At 64.4% G+C, this 16,010-nt stretch carries 15 protein-coding genes; 11 read left to right on the forward strand and 4 right to left on the reverse strand.

Features of this window, described 5'->3' with window-relative positions:
* Window positions 1–126 precede the first annotated feature (126 nt).
* Window positions 127–1,311 carry a DUF2865 domain-containing protein gene (locus IVB48_RS37420; RefSeq protein WP_247408110.1) on the reverse strand — a complete coding sequence of 395 codons (1,185 nt, stop codon included), beginning with the start codon at window positions 1,309–1,311 and terminating at the stop codon, window positions 127–129.
* Between the two features lie 130 nt (window positions 1,312–1,441).
* Entirely contained in the window at window positions 1,442–1,747 is a 306-nt protein-coding gene (locus IVB48_RS37425) for a hypothetical protein (protein WP_007592521.1), read from the reverse strand.
* A gap of 293 nt (window positions 1,748–2,040) precedes the next feature.
* Between IVB48_RS37425 and cysS the strand changes: the two genes are divergently transcribed.
* From cysS to IVB48_RS37445, 4 genes are all read left to right on the forward strand, one after another.
* A complete protein-coding gene (gene cysS / locus IVB48_RS37430) occupies window positions 2,041–3,423 on the forward strand; it encodes a cysteine--tRNA ligase (RefSeq protein WP_247408112.1) in 1,383 nt (460 codons plus the stop codon).
* 115 nt (window positions 3,424–3,538) lie between these two features.
* Window positions 3,539–4,048, forward strand: a complete 510-nt coding sequence (locus IVB48_RS37435; protein WP_247408114.1) for a GNAT family N-acetyltransferase — start codon at window positions 3,539–3,541, stop codon at window positions 4,046–4,048.
* The gene (gene cimA, locus IVB48_RS37440; protein ID WP_247408115.1) at window positions 4,045–5,643 is read left to right on the forward strand and encodes a citramalate synthase; all 1,599 of its coding nucleotides are present in this window, start codon (window positions 4,045–4,047) and stop codon (window positions 5,641–5,643) included. The genes IVB48_RS37435 and cimA overlap by 4 nt, the downstream gene beginning before the upstream one ends.
* A gap of 50 nt (window positions 5,644–5,693) precedes the next feature.
* Complete coding sequence (locus IVB48_RS37445; protein ID WP_247408116.1) at window positions 5,694–6,071, forward strand: VOC family protein; 378 nt, start codon at window positions 5,694–5,696, stop codon at window positions 6,069–6,071.
* On the opposite strand, the gene IVB48_RS37450 is transcribed toward IVB48_RS37445, so the two are convergent.
* Window positions 6,068–6,673, reverse strand: a complete 606-nt coding sequence (locus IVB48_RS37450; protein ID WP_018459347.1) for a TIGR00730 family Rossman fold protein — start codon at window positions 6,671–6,673, stop codon at window positions 6,068–6,070. The two genes, IVB48_RS37445 and IVB48_RS37450, sit on opposite strands and share 4 nt — an antisense overlap.
* 202 nt (window positions 6,674–6,875) lie before the next feature.
* Here IVB48_RS37450 and IVB48_RS37455 point away from each other — a divergent pair, with 202 nt between their 5' ends.
* The 4 genes from IVB48_RS37455 to IVB48_RS37470 all read left to right on the forward strand — a co-directional run bounded on the left by IVB48_RS37455 (window position 6,876) and on the right by IVB48_RS37470 (window position 11,447).
* Window positions 6,876–8,831: an ABC transporter ATP-binding protein/permease gene (locus tag IVB48_RS37455; protein ID WP_027569439.1), complete on the forward strand. Its 1,956-nt coding sequence runs from the start codon at window positions 6,876–6,878 to the stop codon at window positions 8,829–8,831.
* Between the two features lie 77 nt (window positions 8,832–8,908).
* Window positions 8,909–9,613, forward strand: a complete 705-nt coding sequence (locus tag IVB48_RS37460; RefSeq protein ID WP_256374445.1) for a phosphatidylserine decarboxylase — start codon at window positions 8,909–8,911, stop codon at window positions 9,611–9,613.
* 87 nt (window positions 9,614–9,700) lie between these two features.
* On the forward strand, window positions 9,701–10,582 hold the full coding sequence (locus tag IVB48_RS37465; RefSeq protein WP_247408117.1) for a phosphatidylcholine/phosphatidylserine synthase: 882 nt from the start codon (window positions 9,701–9,703) through the stop codon (window positions 10,580–10,582).
* 145 nt (window positions 10,583–10,727) lie between these two features.
* Complete coding sequence (locus IVB48_RS37470; RefSeq protein ID WP_027569441.1) at window positions 10,728–11,447, forward strand: RraA family protein; 720 nt, start codon at window positions 10,728–10,730, stop codon at window positions 11,445–11,447.
* Window positions 11,448–11,465: 18 nt separating this feature from the next.
* On the opposite strand, the gene IVB48_RS37475 is transcribed toward IVB48_RS37470, so the two are convergent.
* Complete coding sequence (locus tag IVB48_RS37475; protein WP_027569442.1) at window positions 11,466–11,759, reverse strand: hypothetical protein; 294 nt, start codon at window positions 11,757–11,759, stop codon at window positions 11,466–11,468.
* A 336-nt stretch (window positions 11,760–12,095) separates the two neighbouring features.
* On the opposite strand from IVB48_RS37475, the gene IVB48_RS37480 reads away from it, so the two are divergent.
* From IVB48_RS37480 to IVB48_RS37490, 3 genes are all read left to right on the forward strand, one after another.
* Entirely contained in the window at window positions 12,096–12,869 is a 774-nt protein-coding gene (locus IVB48_RS37480) for a MotA/TolQ/ExbB proton channel family protein (protein ID WP_018459340.1), read from the forward strand.
* Between the two features lie 23 nt (window positions 12,870–12,892).
* Window positions 12,893–13,723 (forward strand): flagellar motor protein MotB, encoded by an 831-nt coding sequence (locus IVB48_RS37485; RefSeq protein WP_007592497.1) that lies wholly within the window; start codon window positions 12,893–12,895, stop codon window positions 13,721–13,723.
* A gap of 273 nt (window positions 13,724–13,996) precedes the next feature.
* Window positions 13,997–15,895, forward strand: coding sequence for a potassium transporter Kup (locus IVB48_RS37490; RefSeq protein ID WP_247408118.1), 1,899 nt, complete (start codon window positions 13,997–13,999; stop codon window positions 15,893–15,895).
* Window positions 15,896–16,010: the final 115 nt, after the last annotated feature.

Here is a 16,010-nt window from a genome sequence, read left to right on the forward strand (position 1 = left end):
CGTACGACGCTGTCATCATCCGCGAAGGCGGATGATCCAGTACGCCGCGGCGGACGTTGTCGAAACCCAAGTGATGACACGGAGTACTGGATGCCCCGCCTTCGCGGGGCATGACAGTTGTGCCGCCTACTTCTGCTGTTGCGGCAGGAAGCTTGGCCCGACCGAACGGATCGGCTTGTTCTCGGACGAGGTCGTCGCGGCGCCGGTATCGGCAGGCGGAGTCGTGACAGGTGCAGTCGCCGTGGTCGGCGTCGCACCCTTTTTGCCACTGGCGGCCGGCGTGCCCTTGTTGAGCTGCCGCTGCTGCATTTTCTTGGCGCTCTCCTCGGTGACGATGATGTCACCCTGCTGCTCGGCCGATGCCTTGTCGTCTGCCGATTTGAGCGCGTCCGCCCAGGTCTGGCCCGCGGCCTTGCAGGAGCAGGACGGGTTGAACTCGCTACGGAATTTGAACGCGGTCGGCAGCGCCGTGTAGGGCTGGCCGCTGGTGGAGATCGCGGAGTTCATGTCCTCGCCGGGATTGCGATGGGTGTAGAGCACAGCCTCGGCGGCCGGGCACAGCGCCTTGCAGGTCTTCTCGTCGTCCGGAAAGCGCGCCGGCACGGTCGCAAACGAGACCGGGAAATAAGCACCGTCGCAGGTGCGCACGCACACGGTGCGATAGGTGCCTGATTGCGGGCCGAGATCGGACGGCGGCACGCCTTGCGGATTGTTGGGGTTGTTGCCGCCGAATAGATTGCTCAGGAAGTTGCCGCCGCCTTGCGACTGCGCGGCGTTGGCATATTGCGGGCCGCAATTGTTCTGCGCCAGCGCTGCCAGCACCGAGCGGCGCTGGTTGTCACGCTCGGGACTGAAGCCGCCGGCGCCGCCGCGCAGGCGTTCGAGATTGCCGGTGATCTGGTCCAGATTAGCGCGCATCTGCTGGATCTGAGTGTTGACCGGACCGCATTGCGCCGACTGGCCGCTGAACAGCGAGAAGAAGCCGGAGGAATCGCAGCCCATGCGCTTGGCCTGCATGGTGACGCGGTCGAGCTCGGCCTGCTGCTTGGTCTGGGACTCCTGATAGCGGCGGATCTGGTCTTCGCGTGCGGGATCACCGCCGCCGCCACGATCGAGCCCGGCGAGCTGGCCTTCCAGGCGCGCGCACATCGGGTTGGGTCCGAGCCCGTTCTGGCCGGGCTGAGGCGGCGGTCCCGGCGGGCCGGCCTGTGCGGACGCGTTATTGGCGAGCGCGACCGTGCTCAAGAGCACGGCGCAGGCAAGAATCGAGCGAGCACGGGAGAGAGACAAAAATTCAGGCATATCCGCCATTCTAGCGAGGTCACGGCCACGCGTGATGTGGGGGGCCGAAGCGCGCCCTCCCATAGCCGCTTCCTGCGGCATCGTCACGTCGTTTCAGAGGCCAGGGATTGGACCTAAGGTACGCCAGTTCCGAGCGAATTCAGCGCTGGCAGGTGATTGCGACATATTCATCGCAATGGCCATGGGAGCAGTTTGCGCCGGATTTGGGGACAGAGCCGGTAATTTCGTCGGGATCGACCCGGCGATAGGCCGAAGCTTGGGCAAAATCGCGTGACTGGCAGTAGGTGCGGGCGACCTGCGCGCCGCATTTGTCGCTTTTGGCCAGGCACTGATCGACGCCGTAGCCATCTGCCTGGTTGGGGATGATGAAGACGCGGGTCTCGGCGAGAGCGCTGGAAACGACGAGGATGGAGGCGCAGGAAATGAGCGCGAGCAATGATCGCATGAAAACACCGGGGGCAAAAAAATAGAAACTGCCAGTTCCAGAATGGGCTCAAATGGTTAAGGATATGAACCATCTATGCGCGGCGGCTGCGCATTGCGGAGATAAAGCGGCATTTTCGCGGCTCTCTTGACGCGGGGCCGCCTCATAGCCCATATGTTCCGTCATGAACGGTCTCCTCGTCATTTGCGCCATTTGCCGCGAGATTACGAGCTAGCGATTCGCTGGCTGGAGCCGTCTTTTCTCAAAACCATTGAGAGCACTGGACGCCCGGCCAACAGCCGACGGGTATCCTTATGGAATTGCGCCTTTACGATACGCTGAGCCGGGAAAAGCGCACCTTCGTGCCGCTCGATGCCAAGAACGTCCGCATGTATGTCTGCGGACCGACCGTCTATGACTTCGCCCATATCGGCAATGCCCGGCCGGTGATCGTGTTCGACGTGCTGTTTCGGCTGCTGCGCCATCTCTATGGCGCGGCCCACGTCAAATATGTCCGCAACATCACCGACGTCGACGACAAGATCAACGACCGCGCCGCGCGTGATTTCCCCGGCCTGCCGCTGAACGAGGCGATCCGGAAAGTCACCGAGCAGACCGGCAAGCAGTTTCACGCCGACGTTGACGCACTCGGCGCGCTGCGGCCGAGCGTCGAGCCGCGTGCGACCGAGCATATCGGCGAGATGCGCGAGATCATCGAACGGCTGGTCGCCGGCGGTTTTGCCTATGCTGCCGAGGATCATGTGCTGTTCTCACCGCAGGCGATGAACGCGGCCGATTCCGGGCTGCCGCGCTATGGCGCCCTGTCCAATCGTTCGCTGGACGAGATGGTTGCCGGCGCCCGCGTCGATGTCGCGCCCTACAAGAAGGGCAACACCGACTTCGTGCTGTGGAAGCCGTCCAAGCTCGGCGAGCCGTCATGGCCGTCACCGGCCGGTATCGCCGCGCAGGGGCGCCCCGGCTGGCATGTCGAGTGCTCGGCCATGGCCTGGAAGCATCTCGGCGAGCACTTCGACATCCATGGCGGCGGCATCGATCTCGTGTTTCCGCATCACGAGAATGAGGTCGCGCAGACCTGCTGCGCCTTCCACCGGGAGCGCATGGCGAACTACTGGATGCACAACGGCTTCCTGCAGGTCGAGAGCGAGAAGATGTCGAAGTCGCTCGGCAACTTCGTCACGATTCACGAGCTGCTCGCGGACTGGCCGGGCGAAGTGCTGCGCCTGAATATGCTCAAGACGCATTACCGCTCGCCGATCGACTGGACGATGAAGTCGCTGGAGGAGAGCGCCAGGACGCTCGACGATTGGTATCGGGTCGCGGCCGACGTCGCGCCCGGCAAGCCGGCCCCCTCAGTGGTCGATCCGCTGCTCGACGACCTCAATACACCGCTGGCGATCGCGGCGCTGCATGGCCTGCGCGGCAGCGACGTTGGTGCCCTCGCGGGTTCGTTGCGGCTGCTCGGCTTTCTCTCCGAGAGTGCCGCGCAGTGGGAAGGGCGCAAGCAGCAGGCGAGCGGCGTCGATGCCAAGGAAGTCGAGCGCCTGCTCTCGGAGCGGACGGCGGCGCGTGGGCGTAGGGATTTTGCGGAGTCCGATCGTATCCGCGATCTGCTTGCCGCGATGGGCGTTGCGATCAAGGACTCCAAGGAAGGCACGACGTGGGAGGTCGCGCGATGAAGCGGCCCGACACACCGTTTCCGCGGCACTGGTTCTATTACATCGCGCTGAAAATCCTGCTGCTCGGCGCTGCCGTGGCGCTGGCGCTGAAACTCTATGGGATGTGGTGAAGACGATGGCACAAGCACTCCCAAAGCCTGGTTTGCGGCCTTTCCTGCCGGAGGACGTGCCGGTTCTTGCCGCGATCTTCACCGCCAGCATCGAAGAGCTGACCGGCGACGACTATAGCGAAGCGCAGCAGCAGGCCTGGATGGCCGCAGCCGAGGACGAAGAATTCGGCAAGCGGCTCGCCTCGGACCTGACGCTGATCGCAACGCTGGAGGGATCACCGGTGGGCTTTGCCTCGCTGCGCGGCAAGGATCATGTCCGCATGCTCTATGTGCATCCAGCCGTGGCCGGGCAGGGCCTGGCGACGATGCTCGTCGATGCGCTGGAAAAGCTTGCGGGCGGCCGCGGCGCCGACAAGCTGACGGTCGACGCCAGCGACAACGCGCAGGGCTTTTTCGCCAAGCGCGGCTATGTCGCCATGCAGCGCAACAGCATCACCGTCAATGACGAGTGGCTGGCCAACACCACCATGCAGAAGACGCTCGGCAGCGGACCCGCGACGGGAGCGCTGCAATGAGCAAGGAGCGCCTCTATCTGTTCGACACTACGCTGCGCGACGGCGCGCAGACCAATGGCGTCGATTTCACGCTGACCGACAAGCAAATCATCGCCCAGATGCTCGATGAACTCGGCATCGACTATGTCGAGGGCGGCTATCCCGGCGCCAATCCGACCGACACCGAGTTCTTCGGCACCAAGCCGAAGTTTTCGCATGCGCGCTTCACCGCCTTCGGCATGACGCGGCGGGCGGGGCGCTCGGTCTCCAACGATCCCGGTGTGGCCGGGCTGCTGGAGGCCAAGGCCGACGTGATCTGCTTCGTGGCGAAAGCGTCGGCCTACCAGGTGCGCGTTGCGCTGGAGACGACGAAGGAGGAGAATCTCGCCTCGATCCGCGACAGCGTCGCGGCGGCGAAGGCCGCCGGCCGCGAGGTGATGCTCGATTGCGAGCATTTCTTCGACGGTTACAAGGAGGATTCCGGTTTCGCGCTCGCCTGCGCGAAAGCTGCTTATGAAGCCGGCGCGCGCTGGGTGGTGCTGTGCGACACCAACGGCGGCACCATGCCCAACGAGGTCGAGGCGATCGTTGCCGAGGTGGCGAAGCACATCCCCGGCGATCATCTCGGCATCCACGCCCATAACGACACCGAACAGGCGGTGGCGAATTCGCTCGCGGCGGTGCGCGCCGGCGCGCGCCAGATCCAGGGCACGCTGAACGGCCTCGGCGAGCGCTGCGGCAACGCCAATCTCTGCTCGCTGATCCCGACCTTGAAGCTGAAGGCCGAGTTTGCCGACGCCTTCGAGATCGGCGTCACGGCGGAAAAGCTCGCAACCCTGGTCAAGGTGTCGCGCACGCTCGACGACATGCTCAATCGCGTGCCGAACCGGCATGCGGCCTATGTCGGCGAGAGCGCCTTCGTCACCAAGACCGGCATCCATGCCTCCGCCGTGCTGAAGGACCCGCAGACCTACGAGCATGTCTTGCCGGAGCTGGTCGGCAATCATCGCAAGGTGCTGGTGTCCGATCAGGCCGGCCGCTCCAATGTCATCGCCGAGCTCGACCGCGCCGGTATCGCCTATGAGAAGAGCGATCCGAAGCTGTCGCGGCTGGTCGAGGAGTTGAAGGAGCGCGAGGCGCAAGGCTATGCCTATGAATCCGCCAACGCCTCGTTCGAGCTGCTGGCGCGGCGCACGCTCGGCAAGGTGCCGCATTATTTCGAGGTCGAGCAGTTCGACGTCAATGTCGAGCAGCGGTACAATTCGCACGGCGAGCGCGTCACCGTGGCGCTGGCGGTGGTCAAGGTCGACGTCGCCGGCGAGCATCTGATCTCGGCGGCCGAAGGCAACGGTCCCGTCAACGCACTCGACGTCGCGCTGCGCAAGGATCTCGGCAAGTACCAGAAATATATCGAAGGCCTGACGCTGATCGACTATCGCGTCCGTATCCTCAACGGCGGCACCGGCGCGGTTACGCGCGTCCTGATCGAGAGCGAGGACGAGAACGGCGACAGCTGGACTACGGTCGGCGTGTCCCCCAACATCATCGACGCCTCGTTCCAGGCGCTGATGGATTCGGTGATCTACAAGCTGGTGAAGTCGGGCGCGCCGGCATAGGGGACATGGCGCCAAGAACGCAATGACGAGGAGAGAGGGGAGCGCGACCCATGATCGACCACATCTCCGTCGGCGTCAGCGACCTGCAGCGCTCGGCGACATTTTACGAAGCGGCGCTCAGGGCCCTCGGACTCGCGCGCGTCGTCACGCGACCGCGGACGATCGGCTTCGGCAAGGCCTATCCCGAATTCTGGATCAATCTGCGCGAGGGCATGCCGCACGTCACGTCGGAGAGCGGCGTGCATATCTGCCTGCGGGCCAGGACGACCGCCGAGGTCGATGCATTTCACGCCGCAGCGCTGTCCGCCGGCGGCGCGTCCGACGGCGCGCCCGGTATCCGCCCGCACGATCGCGTGCGCTATTACGCAGCCTTTGTCGTCGACCCCGATGGCAACCGGATCGAGGCGGTGACGTTTCCTGCGGACTAAAGCTTGCGCGCCATTTCCGGGGCGAGCTGCTTTTCCGCATCTTCGATCTGCGCTGCAGCCGATTTCAGCTTCGGCAAAATCTCTTCGATCCGATCGGCCTTGAGGATGTCGACCGAAAGCCCGGCGCGGATGAACTCGGTCTGACGCATGTGCGACAGCAGCGAGAAGAGCGGCTCCCAGAAATTATCGATGTTGGCCAGCAGCACCGGCTTGGCATGACGTCCGAGCTGCTTCCAGGTCAATTGCTCGACCAGCTCTTCCAGCGTGCCGACGCCGCCCGGCAGCGCCACGAAGGCGTCGGAGCGTTCGAACATCAAGCGCTTGCGCTCGTGCATGTCGGGGGTGACGATCATCTCCTGCACGCGCGTCAGCGCGTTTTCGCGCATCCGCAGGAAATCGGGGATGATGCCGGTGACGGTGCCGCCGTGATCGAGCACGGAGGTTGCCACCGAGCCCATCAGGCCGAGCGAGCCGCCGCCGTAAACGAGGCGGATGTTGTTCTCGGCGAGCGCCTTGCCGAACGCCTTGGCGCCTTCGGTGAAACGGGGATTGGTTCCTGGGCCGGAGCCGCAATAGACACAGACGGTTTTGATCGTGCTCATTGGTGCCATGATGCATTGCAGCGGAGAGGCGTCAAGCCCAATCGGTGATTCGGGACTTCCGGAAATCTACCGGTAAACAACGGCGAACAATCGAAGATTCGCCATCTGGCGGGGTGCATGGGCATCGGTAAGGCTCTATATGACAAACGAAAATCCTTAATGGCAACGCAGCCCGCATCCGACGGGCTTTTCAGGCTTCTTGATGGACCAAGCTCAATCGCCCGCCGGCCCCAACGTTCCTGATCCCGCCGGAGGGCCGCTGGAGCGGGCCACGCTGATGGGCACGCTGGCGCATCTGTGGCCCTATATCTGGCCGGGCGACCGTTTCGACCTGAAGATGCGCGTGGTCTGGTCCATGGTGCTGCTGCTCGCGGCCAAGCTGATCACGCTGACGGTTCCTTTCAGTTTCAAATGGGCGACCGACGCGCTGACCGGCGCCAACACCGCGCCGGTTCAGGCCGACAATTGGCACCTCTGGGTGATTGCCTCGCCGCTGCTGCTGACCGCCAGCTACGGCGTGATGCGCATCGTGATGGCGGTGCTGACGCAATGGCGCGACGGCATTTTCGCGCGCGTCGCCATGCATGCGGTGCGCAAGCTTGCCACCATCACCTTCATCCACATGCACGAGCTGTCGCTGCGCTTTCACCTGGAGCGCAAGACCGGCGGCCTGACGCGTGTGCTCGAGCGCGGCCGCGAGGGCATCGAGGTCATCGTGCGCATGGTGATCCTGCAGTTGATCCCGACCATCGTCGAGGTCTCGCTGCTGATGGCCGTGCTGCTGTGGCAGTTCGATTGGCGCTACGTGCTCGCGACCCTCGTCACTGTCGCCGTCTACATGTACTACACCTACATCGCCACCGAGTGGCGGATCGGTATCCGCCGCAAGATGAACGATGCCGACACCGAGGCGAACACCAAGGCGATCGACTCGCTGCTCAACTACGAGACCGTCAAATATTTCAGCGCCGAGACCCGTGAGGCGCAGCGCTACGACCGATCGGTCGCGCGTTACGAGGAGTCGAGCGTGCAGGCTTACACCTCGCTTGCAGTCCTCAACACCGGGCAGGCCGTGATCTTCACGCTGGGGCTGACCGCGACCATGCTGATGTGCGCGATCGGCGTGCGCAACGGCACCAACACGGTCGGCGATTTCGTGCTGGTCAACGCCATGATGATCCAGCTCTACCAGCCCTTGAACTTCATGGGCATGGTCTATCGCGAGATCAAGCAGGCGATCATCGACATCGAGAAGATGTTCAACGTGCTGGGGCGCGAGGCCGAGATCAAGGACGCGCCGGACGCAAAGCCGCTGGTGGTCTCCGCGGGCAATGTGCGTTTCGAGGACGTGCGCTTCGCCTATGAGCCTGCGCGCCCGATCCTGAAGGGCATCAGCTTCGAGGTGCCAGCCGGCAAGACGGTGGCGATCGTCGGCCCGTCCGGCGCCGGCAAATCGACCATCTCGCGGCTGCTGTTCCGTCTCTACGACATCTCCGGCGGCCGCATCCTGATCGATGGCCAGGATATTCGCGAGGTCACGCAGGCGAGCTTGCGCGCGTCCATCGGCATGGTGCCGCAGGACACCGTGCTGTTCAACGACACCATCCGCTACAACATCCGCTACGGTCGCTGGGACGCCAGCGATACCGAGGTCGAGCAGGCAGCGCAGCTGGCGCAGATCGATCATTTCATCCGCATGGCACCGAAAGGCTACGAGACCCAGGTCGGCGAGCGCGGCCTGAAACTGTCCGGCGGCGAGAAACAGCGCGTCGCGATCGCGCGCACCGTGTTGAAGGCGCCGCCGATCCTGGTGCTGGACGAGGCGACCTCCGCGCTTGACACCCACACCGAGCACGAAATCCAGGGCGCGCTCGAGCGCGTGGCGAAGAACCGCACTTCGCTGGTGATCGCCCATCGGCTCTCGACCATCGTCGGCGCCGACGAGATCATTGTGCTGGATCAGGGCCGCATCGCCGAGCGTGGCACCCACGCAAAACTGCTCGCGGAGGGGGGGCTTTACGCCAGCATGTGGAACAGGCAGCGCGAGGCCGAGGCGGCGCGCGAGAAACTGGCCAGGATGGCCGACCCTGACGAGGCGCCCAACCGGGAGCCACCGCCGGTCGCCGATGTCCTGACGACGCCTGCGGCGGCGGAGTGACCTTGTCTCCGGTCCCAACTCTGGCCTAAACAACACCACCGCGCGGGACGACCTGCGCCATCAACCCTGAGCGGCAGATAGCGATGTCCATTCTCGATTCGATCCAGCGTCAGATCCCGCCGATCCACAAGGAGGGATATCCCTTCATCGGCGGCTTTGCGCTGGCAAGCCTCCTCCTGTTCTGGCTGTGGTCGCCTTTGGGGTGGATCGGCACCATCCTGACCGTGTGGTGCGCGCTGTTCTTCCGCGACCCAGTGCGCGTGACCCCAGTGCGCGAGGGGCTCGTGGTGTCGCCCGCCGACGGCCGCGTCTCCATGATCACTATGGCGCTGCCACCGGCCGAGCTCGGGCTCGGCGATCGGCCGCTGCCGCGCGTCTCAGTGTTCATGAGCGTATTCAACTGCCATGTGAACCGCAGCCCGATCGCGGGCCGGGTGGACCGTATCGCCTACCGTCCCGGCCTGTTCATCAATGCCGAGCTGGACAAGGCGAGCGAGGACAATGAGCGCAACTCGCTGGTGATCACGACGCCGACGGCGCGGATCGGCGTGATCCAGATCGCGGGTCTGGTCGCCAAGCGCATCGTCTGCTTCGTCAAGGAGGGGCAGGCGATCGGCGCCGGAGAGCGTTTCGGCCTGATCCGCTTCGGATCGCGGCTCGACGTCTATCTGCCGCTGGGCACCAAGGCGCTGGTCTCGGAAGGCCAGACCGCGATCGCCGGCGAGACGATTCTGGCCGATCTCGCCGGAGACGACCCGAGTCGCGCCTACCGTGCCAATTAACCAATAAGTCGGTCCTGAGGGGCCTTCCGCCGCAATGGCGGAGGGGAACGCGGCTTGCTATATCTCGCCCCAAGGTGAGGACGAGCCATGACGCCCTATGACTCTAGAGATCCTGATGTGCGCCGCCGGCGGTTCCGCCCGATCCCGGTGCGCATGCTGGTGCCCAACGTCATCACGCTGCTGGCGATCTGCGCCGGCCTGACCTCGATCCGGCTCTCGATCGAGGGGCGGATGTCGCTCGCGGTCTACGCCATCGTGTTCGCGGCGGCACTCGACGGCATCGACGGCCGCATCGCGCGCATGATCAAGGGGCAGTCCAAGTTCGGCGCCGAGCTCGACAGCCTCGCCGACTTCGTCAATTTCGGCGTGGCGCCCGGCCTGATGCTGTATTTCTGGCAGCTGCACGAGCTCGGCAATGCCGGCTGGATCGCCGCCATGGTGTTCGCGATCTCCGGTGGCCTCCGCCTGGCGCGCTTCAATGCCACCATGGACGATCCCAACAAGCCGGCCTTTGCCGCGAATTTCTTCACCGGCGTGCCGGCGCCGGCCGGCGCGATCACGGTGCTGCTGCCGATCTATGTCGCTTTCCTCGATCTCGGCCGGCTGCCTGCGGCGGTGACGGCTGCGTATACGCTGCTGATCGCCTTCCTGATGGTGTCGCGCCTGCCGGTGTTCTCCGGCAAGACCAAGCGCATGCGCGTGCCGCCCGAACTGGTGCTGCCGGCGTTCGTCGCGGTGGTCGTGTTCATCGCGATCCTGATCGCCTATCCCTGGCACGTGCTGTCCATCGGAACGGTGCTGTATCTCCTCGCTTTGCCGCTCGGCTACAAATCCTATCGCGACCAGGCGCGCGCGATGGAAGCCACCGCGCCGGCTGGAGGTGAGGTCTCTTCGCCGCCGTCGGCGCCGACGCTGGCAAACCTGTCGGAGCCGCCGCGCGAAGACGACCGGCCCGACCGGCTGCACTGAACGGCCAAGCAGCAAGGCGCTGAACAGCGAGACTTGGATATCTGCCATGAGGCGCCCTGAGTTGGGTTGAGGCCCGATCTCGGCTATATCGCCCGGTGCCGGCGGCACCGCGCCAACAGCGGCCGCCAATCTGGGAGAGAACGCCGTGACGAATACTGCGACCGGGCCGCTGCCCGCTTCCGTCCTCGAAGCGCTGGGCCGCTATGACACGCCGACGATCTGCAATGCCATGGAGATCGTGGCGCCCGAGCGCCGGCTAATCGGCTACACCACCAAGCCACTGGTCTGCCCATTTCCCGATCTGCCCCCGATCGTCGGCTATGCCCGCACGGTCGCGATCCGCTCGGTGCTGAAAAATTCGCTACCGCCGGAAGAGCAGTCCAAGCGCCGCATCGACTATTACGAATATGTCGGGACTGGCCACGGTCCGCGCATCTCGGTGATCCAGGACATCGACGGTCCCGACGTCGGCTACGGTGCGTTCTGGGGCGAGGTGCAGAGCAACGTGCACAAGGCGCTCGGCTGCCTCGGCGTCATCACCGACGGTTCGATCCGCGACATTCCGCAATGGGCGCCGGGCTTCCAGGCACTGGCCGGCTCGATCGGCCCGTCGCATGCATGGGTGCACGCCGAGAGCTTTGGCGGCGAAGTGCGCGTCGCCGGCATGACCGTCAAGTCGGATGATTTGATCCATGCCGACCAGCACGGCGCCATCGTGATCCCGCACGATATCGCCGCAAAGCTGCCCGAGGCTGCCGAGCTCTGCGGCCGTCGCGAGACGCCGATCCTCGAGATCGCCCGCAGCCCCGACTTCTCGCTGGAAAAGCTCAAGGCCGCGCTGAAGCGCTCAGCGGAGATCCACTAACGGCGGGACCGCAATGATCTACGGTTGCGAAGCCGCTCGCAGGCTGCCCTGTTCCGTGAGGAACAAGGCGGCCTGATCCGGCTCGCCGAGCACCGCGGCAGCGCATCCGATCAAGGTGAAGCCGCCGGCAAAATCCCACAGGGTGATATCTTCCGCATTGTCCGGCATGTGGATCAGGCGTGCTGCGATCACGGCCAGGGCCGCCTCGACAAAGAGCAGCACGCTGAAGGCCGGCAGCACGAGCCCGGGTTCGAGCATGTGGAGCGCCAGCACTGCGGGAAGCGCGGTGAGAAGACTGAACAGCGTCACCATTGCGATGCCTTCCGCCCTGAGGAGCCGGCCCGCTCCAGAATACCAACTGATCGGGTCGCCCCGATGTGGCGCAGGGCCGCAGCCGAAGGGATCGCGCGCGCACGGCCTTGGGTGATGGGGTGCGCGCAACGCCCTATGGTTAGCGAAATGTTGAAATCCCTGTCGGCACTCGGCAAAAGTCGGCGCCTTTCAGCGCGCTGCGGCCGCCAGGCGCGACGGCTCAACTTAACCTTTACGCGTCTTTAATCGCGGCTCACTAGGGTTTCCGATGCGGTTCGGGGTTGGGCCGCGCCATCGGCCAGGACGGCCGTTGTTGCGTTCGCGTTGGAGTCTCCCATGGATATCATGACGAGCATCGGGCTCGTGGCGGGTATTGTCGTCATCGCGACGATGATGCTGCTGGGCGGCGATCTCCACATGTTCGTTTCCGAGCATGCGATGATCATCATCTTCGGCGGCTCGACGGCTGCGACCATGATCCGCTTTCCGCTCTCGACGCTGATCCACGGCCTGCCGCTCGGCGCCAAGTTTGCCTTCACGATGAGCCGTCTGTCGGCGCACGATCTGGTCGACGAGCTCGCCCGTATCGCCGAGATCGCCCGCAAGCAGGGCCCGGTGGGGCTGGAAAAAGTCGAGACCGACGAGCCGTTCCTCGCCAAGGGTATCCGCTACGTCGCCGACGGCTATGACCTTGATTTCATTCGCGACAATCTCGAGCGCGACCGCGATAATTTTTTGATGCATCTGGACGAAGGCAGCAAGATCTACCGCGCCATCGGCGACTGCGCCCCGGCCTTCGGCATGGTCGGCACGCTGATCGGCATGGTGCAGATGTTCGCCAACATGACCGACCCTTCAAAGCTCGGCCCGTTCATGGCGACCGCGTTGCTCGCGACTCTCTACGGCGCGCTGGTCGCTAACCTGTTCTGTACCCCGATCGCCGACAAGCTGCATGGCAAGCTCCTGGATGAAGAGACCAACCGCACGTTGATCATCGACGGCATCCTGATGATCCGCGACTCCAAGAGCCCGACGCTGGTCCGCGAAATGCTGCTGGCCTACCTGCCCGAGAAGCACCGCCACGCCGAAGGCGAGCCGGTGCCGGCCTGAGGCCGCGCGTCGGGATTTGAGACATGGCCAAGAAGAAGCGCGGCGATTCACACGGAGGCGGTCACGGCTGGTTCGTGACCTTCGCCGACCTGATGGGCCTGATGATGAGCTTCTTCGTGATGCTCGTCGCGTTCTCGACGCAGGATGCCAACAAGCTCAAGGTCGTCGCAGGCTCCATGCGCGACGCCTTCGGTGTCCAGACCGAAGCGCGCTATTCCGGTATCGTCGAGTCCGACGGCCTGCCGACCCGCCCTCGGCTGAAGAACGTCGATCACATTCAGCCCGAGGACTCCTCCAACACGCCCACGCCGGACCAGGAGGATCGGGACCGCACGTCGGGCGCCAAGATCAAGGTCGACCGCAATTTTGCGCTGGCGGCGGCCTCGCTGCGCCAGGCGTTGCAGGACATGCCGGAACTGACCGAGATGTCCAAGCACATCATGTTCGAGGAGACCAAGCAGGGCCTCAACCTCGAGATCGTGGACCAGGACGGCCGCTCGATGTTCGCCGACGGCTCCAAGGTGCCCTATGACCGCACCCGTCGCCTGATCGAAAAGCTCGCTGTCCCGCTCAAGGCGACGCCGCTGCGCGTCTCCATCGCCGGCCACACCGCGGCTGGTTTCGTGCCGACCCGCAGCGACTACGGCGCCTTCGACCTGTCGGCCGACCGCGCCAATGCCGTGCGTCAGATCCTCGAACGCGAGGGCCTGCCGGCCGCCCATGTCTTCGCCGTCGCCGGCAAGGCGGATACCCAGCCGCTGTTTCCGGACGATCCCTCGCTCGCAGCCAACCGGCGGGTGACCATCACCCTGATGCGCGAAGATCCGCCGCTGCCACCGAATCTGAAGCCGTAGGGCGCATTCGAGCGAAGCGGACCCTGTTTCGCGCGAAGAAAGCGCGACAAAACAAGGATGTAGAGCCAATTCCCCTTCGATCGGGGACGGAAAGGCTCAGGGCTCTTGTGCCACCGTCTTACCTGAGGCATGTCGTCGCGTGGGCGACGACCGTTGCTGCGCCGTCACAGCATCTGCCCCGGCGCCTGCTATGGTGATGTGCCGATTGACAGGGGCGCCGGAACCGTCAAAAGGCGCCGGATCAATTCTAGGGCAAAAGCGTTCCAGTTTCATATGACGGCGAGCATCACATCGACCGAAGCTCCGGACGGACCGGTCAGCTCGGGTTTCTGGGGCCTGACGCTCGGGAGCATCGGCGTCGTCTTCGGCGACATCGGCACCTCGCCGCTCTACGCATTCCACGAGGCGGTCAGGGGCGCGGCCCACGGTCAGCCGGTCTCGCGGGTCATGGTGCTCGGCGTGCTCTCGTTGATCCTCTGGGCGCTGCTGATCGTCGTCACCGCCAAATACGTTCTGCTGCTGCTGCGCGCCGACAACAACGGGGAGGGCGGCACGCTTTCCCTCATGGCGCTCGGTCAGCGCGCGCTCGGGCGGCGGAGCTGGTTCCTGACGGCGCTTGGCGTGGTAGGCGCCTCCATGTTCATCGGCGATTCCATGATCACGCCGGCGATCTCGGTGCTGTCGGCGGTCGAGGGTCTGAAGCTCGCAACACCTGCCTTCGAGCACTACGTCGTTCCCCTGACCGTTCTCATCCTGGCGCTGCTGTTCGCGGTCCAGAGCAAGGGTACGGCGCTGGTCGCCTCGGCTTTCGGGCCGGTGATGGTCGTCTGGTTCACCGTCCTTGCCGTGTTGGGCGCCGTTCACATCGCCGACGACCCGTCGGTGCTGGCAGCAATCAATCCCTATTACGCGCTGCAATTCCTGCTGTCGCACGGCACGATCGGCTTGGTGACACTGGGCGCGGTGTTCCTCGCGGTGACCGGCGGCGAGGCGCTTTACGCGGACCTCGGCCATTTCGGCCGCAAGCCGATCCAGTCGGCTTGGATGTTCTTCGTGCTGCCTGCGCTCCTGATCAACTATTTCGGGCAGGGCGCACTGGTGCTGTCGGATCCCAGCGCGATCGAACACTCCTTCTATCGCATGGTGCCCGAGCATTTCGTGCTGCCGCTGGTCGGACTTGCGACCGCGGCGACCGTGATCGCGAGCCAGGCGGTGATCACAGGGGCCTATTCGCTGGTCTATCAGGCAGTGCAGCTCGGCCTCCTGCCGCGCTTCGAGGTGCGCTTCACCTCGGAAACTCATGCCGGCCAGATCTATCTGCCGCGTGTAAACCGGCTGCTGCTGATCGGTGTGATGCTGCTGGTGCTGTTGTTCCACACCCCCACCAATCTGGCTTCGGCCTACGGTATTGCGGTCTCCACCACCATGGTTGCTGACGGCATCATGGGCTTCATCGTGATCTGGAAATTGTGGAACTGGCGCGCGGCCACGGCCGCAGCGGTGATCCTGCCTTTCGTCGTGGTCGACATCAGCTTCTTCAGCGCGAACCTCCTGAAGCTGCTCGAAGGCGCCTGGGTGCCGCTGCTGTTCGGCGTGATCATGGCCGGGACAATCTGGACCTGGCGGCGAGGGTCGGGGATCCTGATCCAGAAAACGCGCCGCATCGAGGTGCCGCTGGACGATCTGATCCGGAGCCTGGAGAAGCGGCCGCCGCACATCGTCAAGGGCACCGCGGTGTTCCTGACCAGCGATCCCTCCTTCGTGCCGACCGCGCTGCTGCACAATCTCAAGCACAACAAGGTGCTGCACGAGCACAACGTGGTCCTGACCATCGAGACCGCGCATACGCCGCGGGTCGATCTGTCGGAGCGTTTCCGGATGGAGAAGATCAGCGACAAGTTCTTCAAGGTCCGCCTGCGCTTCGGTTACATGGAGCAGCCCAACGTGCCCAAGGCGCTCGCGATCGCGCGCAAGCAGGGCTGGCAGTTCGACATCATGTCGACCTCGTTCTTTGTGTCGCGGCGCTCGCTGAAGGCGTCGGCGCAGTCCGGCATGCCGCTTTGGCAGGATCATTTGTTCATAGCGCTGAGCCGGTCCGCCAACGACGCCACCGACTATTTCCAGATTCCCACCGGGCGGGTGGTTGAAGTCGGAACCCAGGTCACCATCTAAGCAGCGACTGGCGAAGGCATGCAAAACTGCATGTCTAGGCCCCAAAATCGGGCTAGGCTATGCCGGTAGCGCAGGCCTATAAGCCGCGCGCCCTTCTGCCGTTGTGCAGTGAAGC

The organism is Bradyrhizobium sp. 76, assembly GCF_023073025.1.
GTDB lineage: Bacteria > Pseudomonadota > Alphaproteobacteria > Rhizobiales > Xanthobacteraceae > Bradyrhizobium.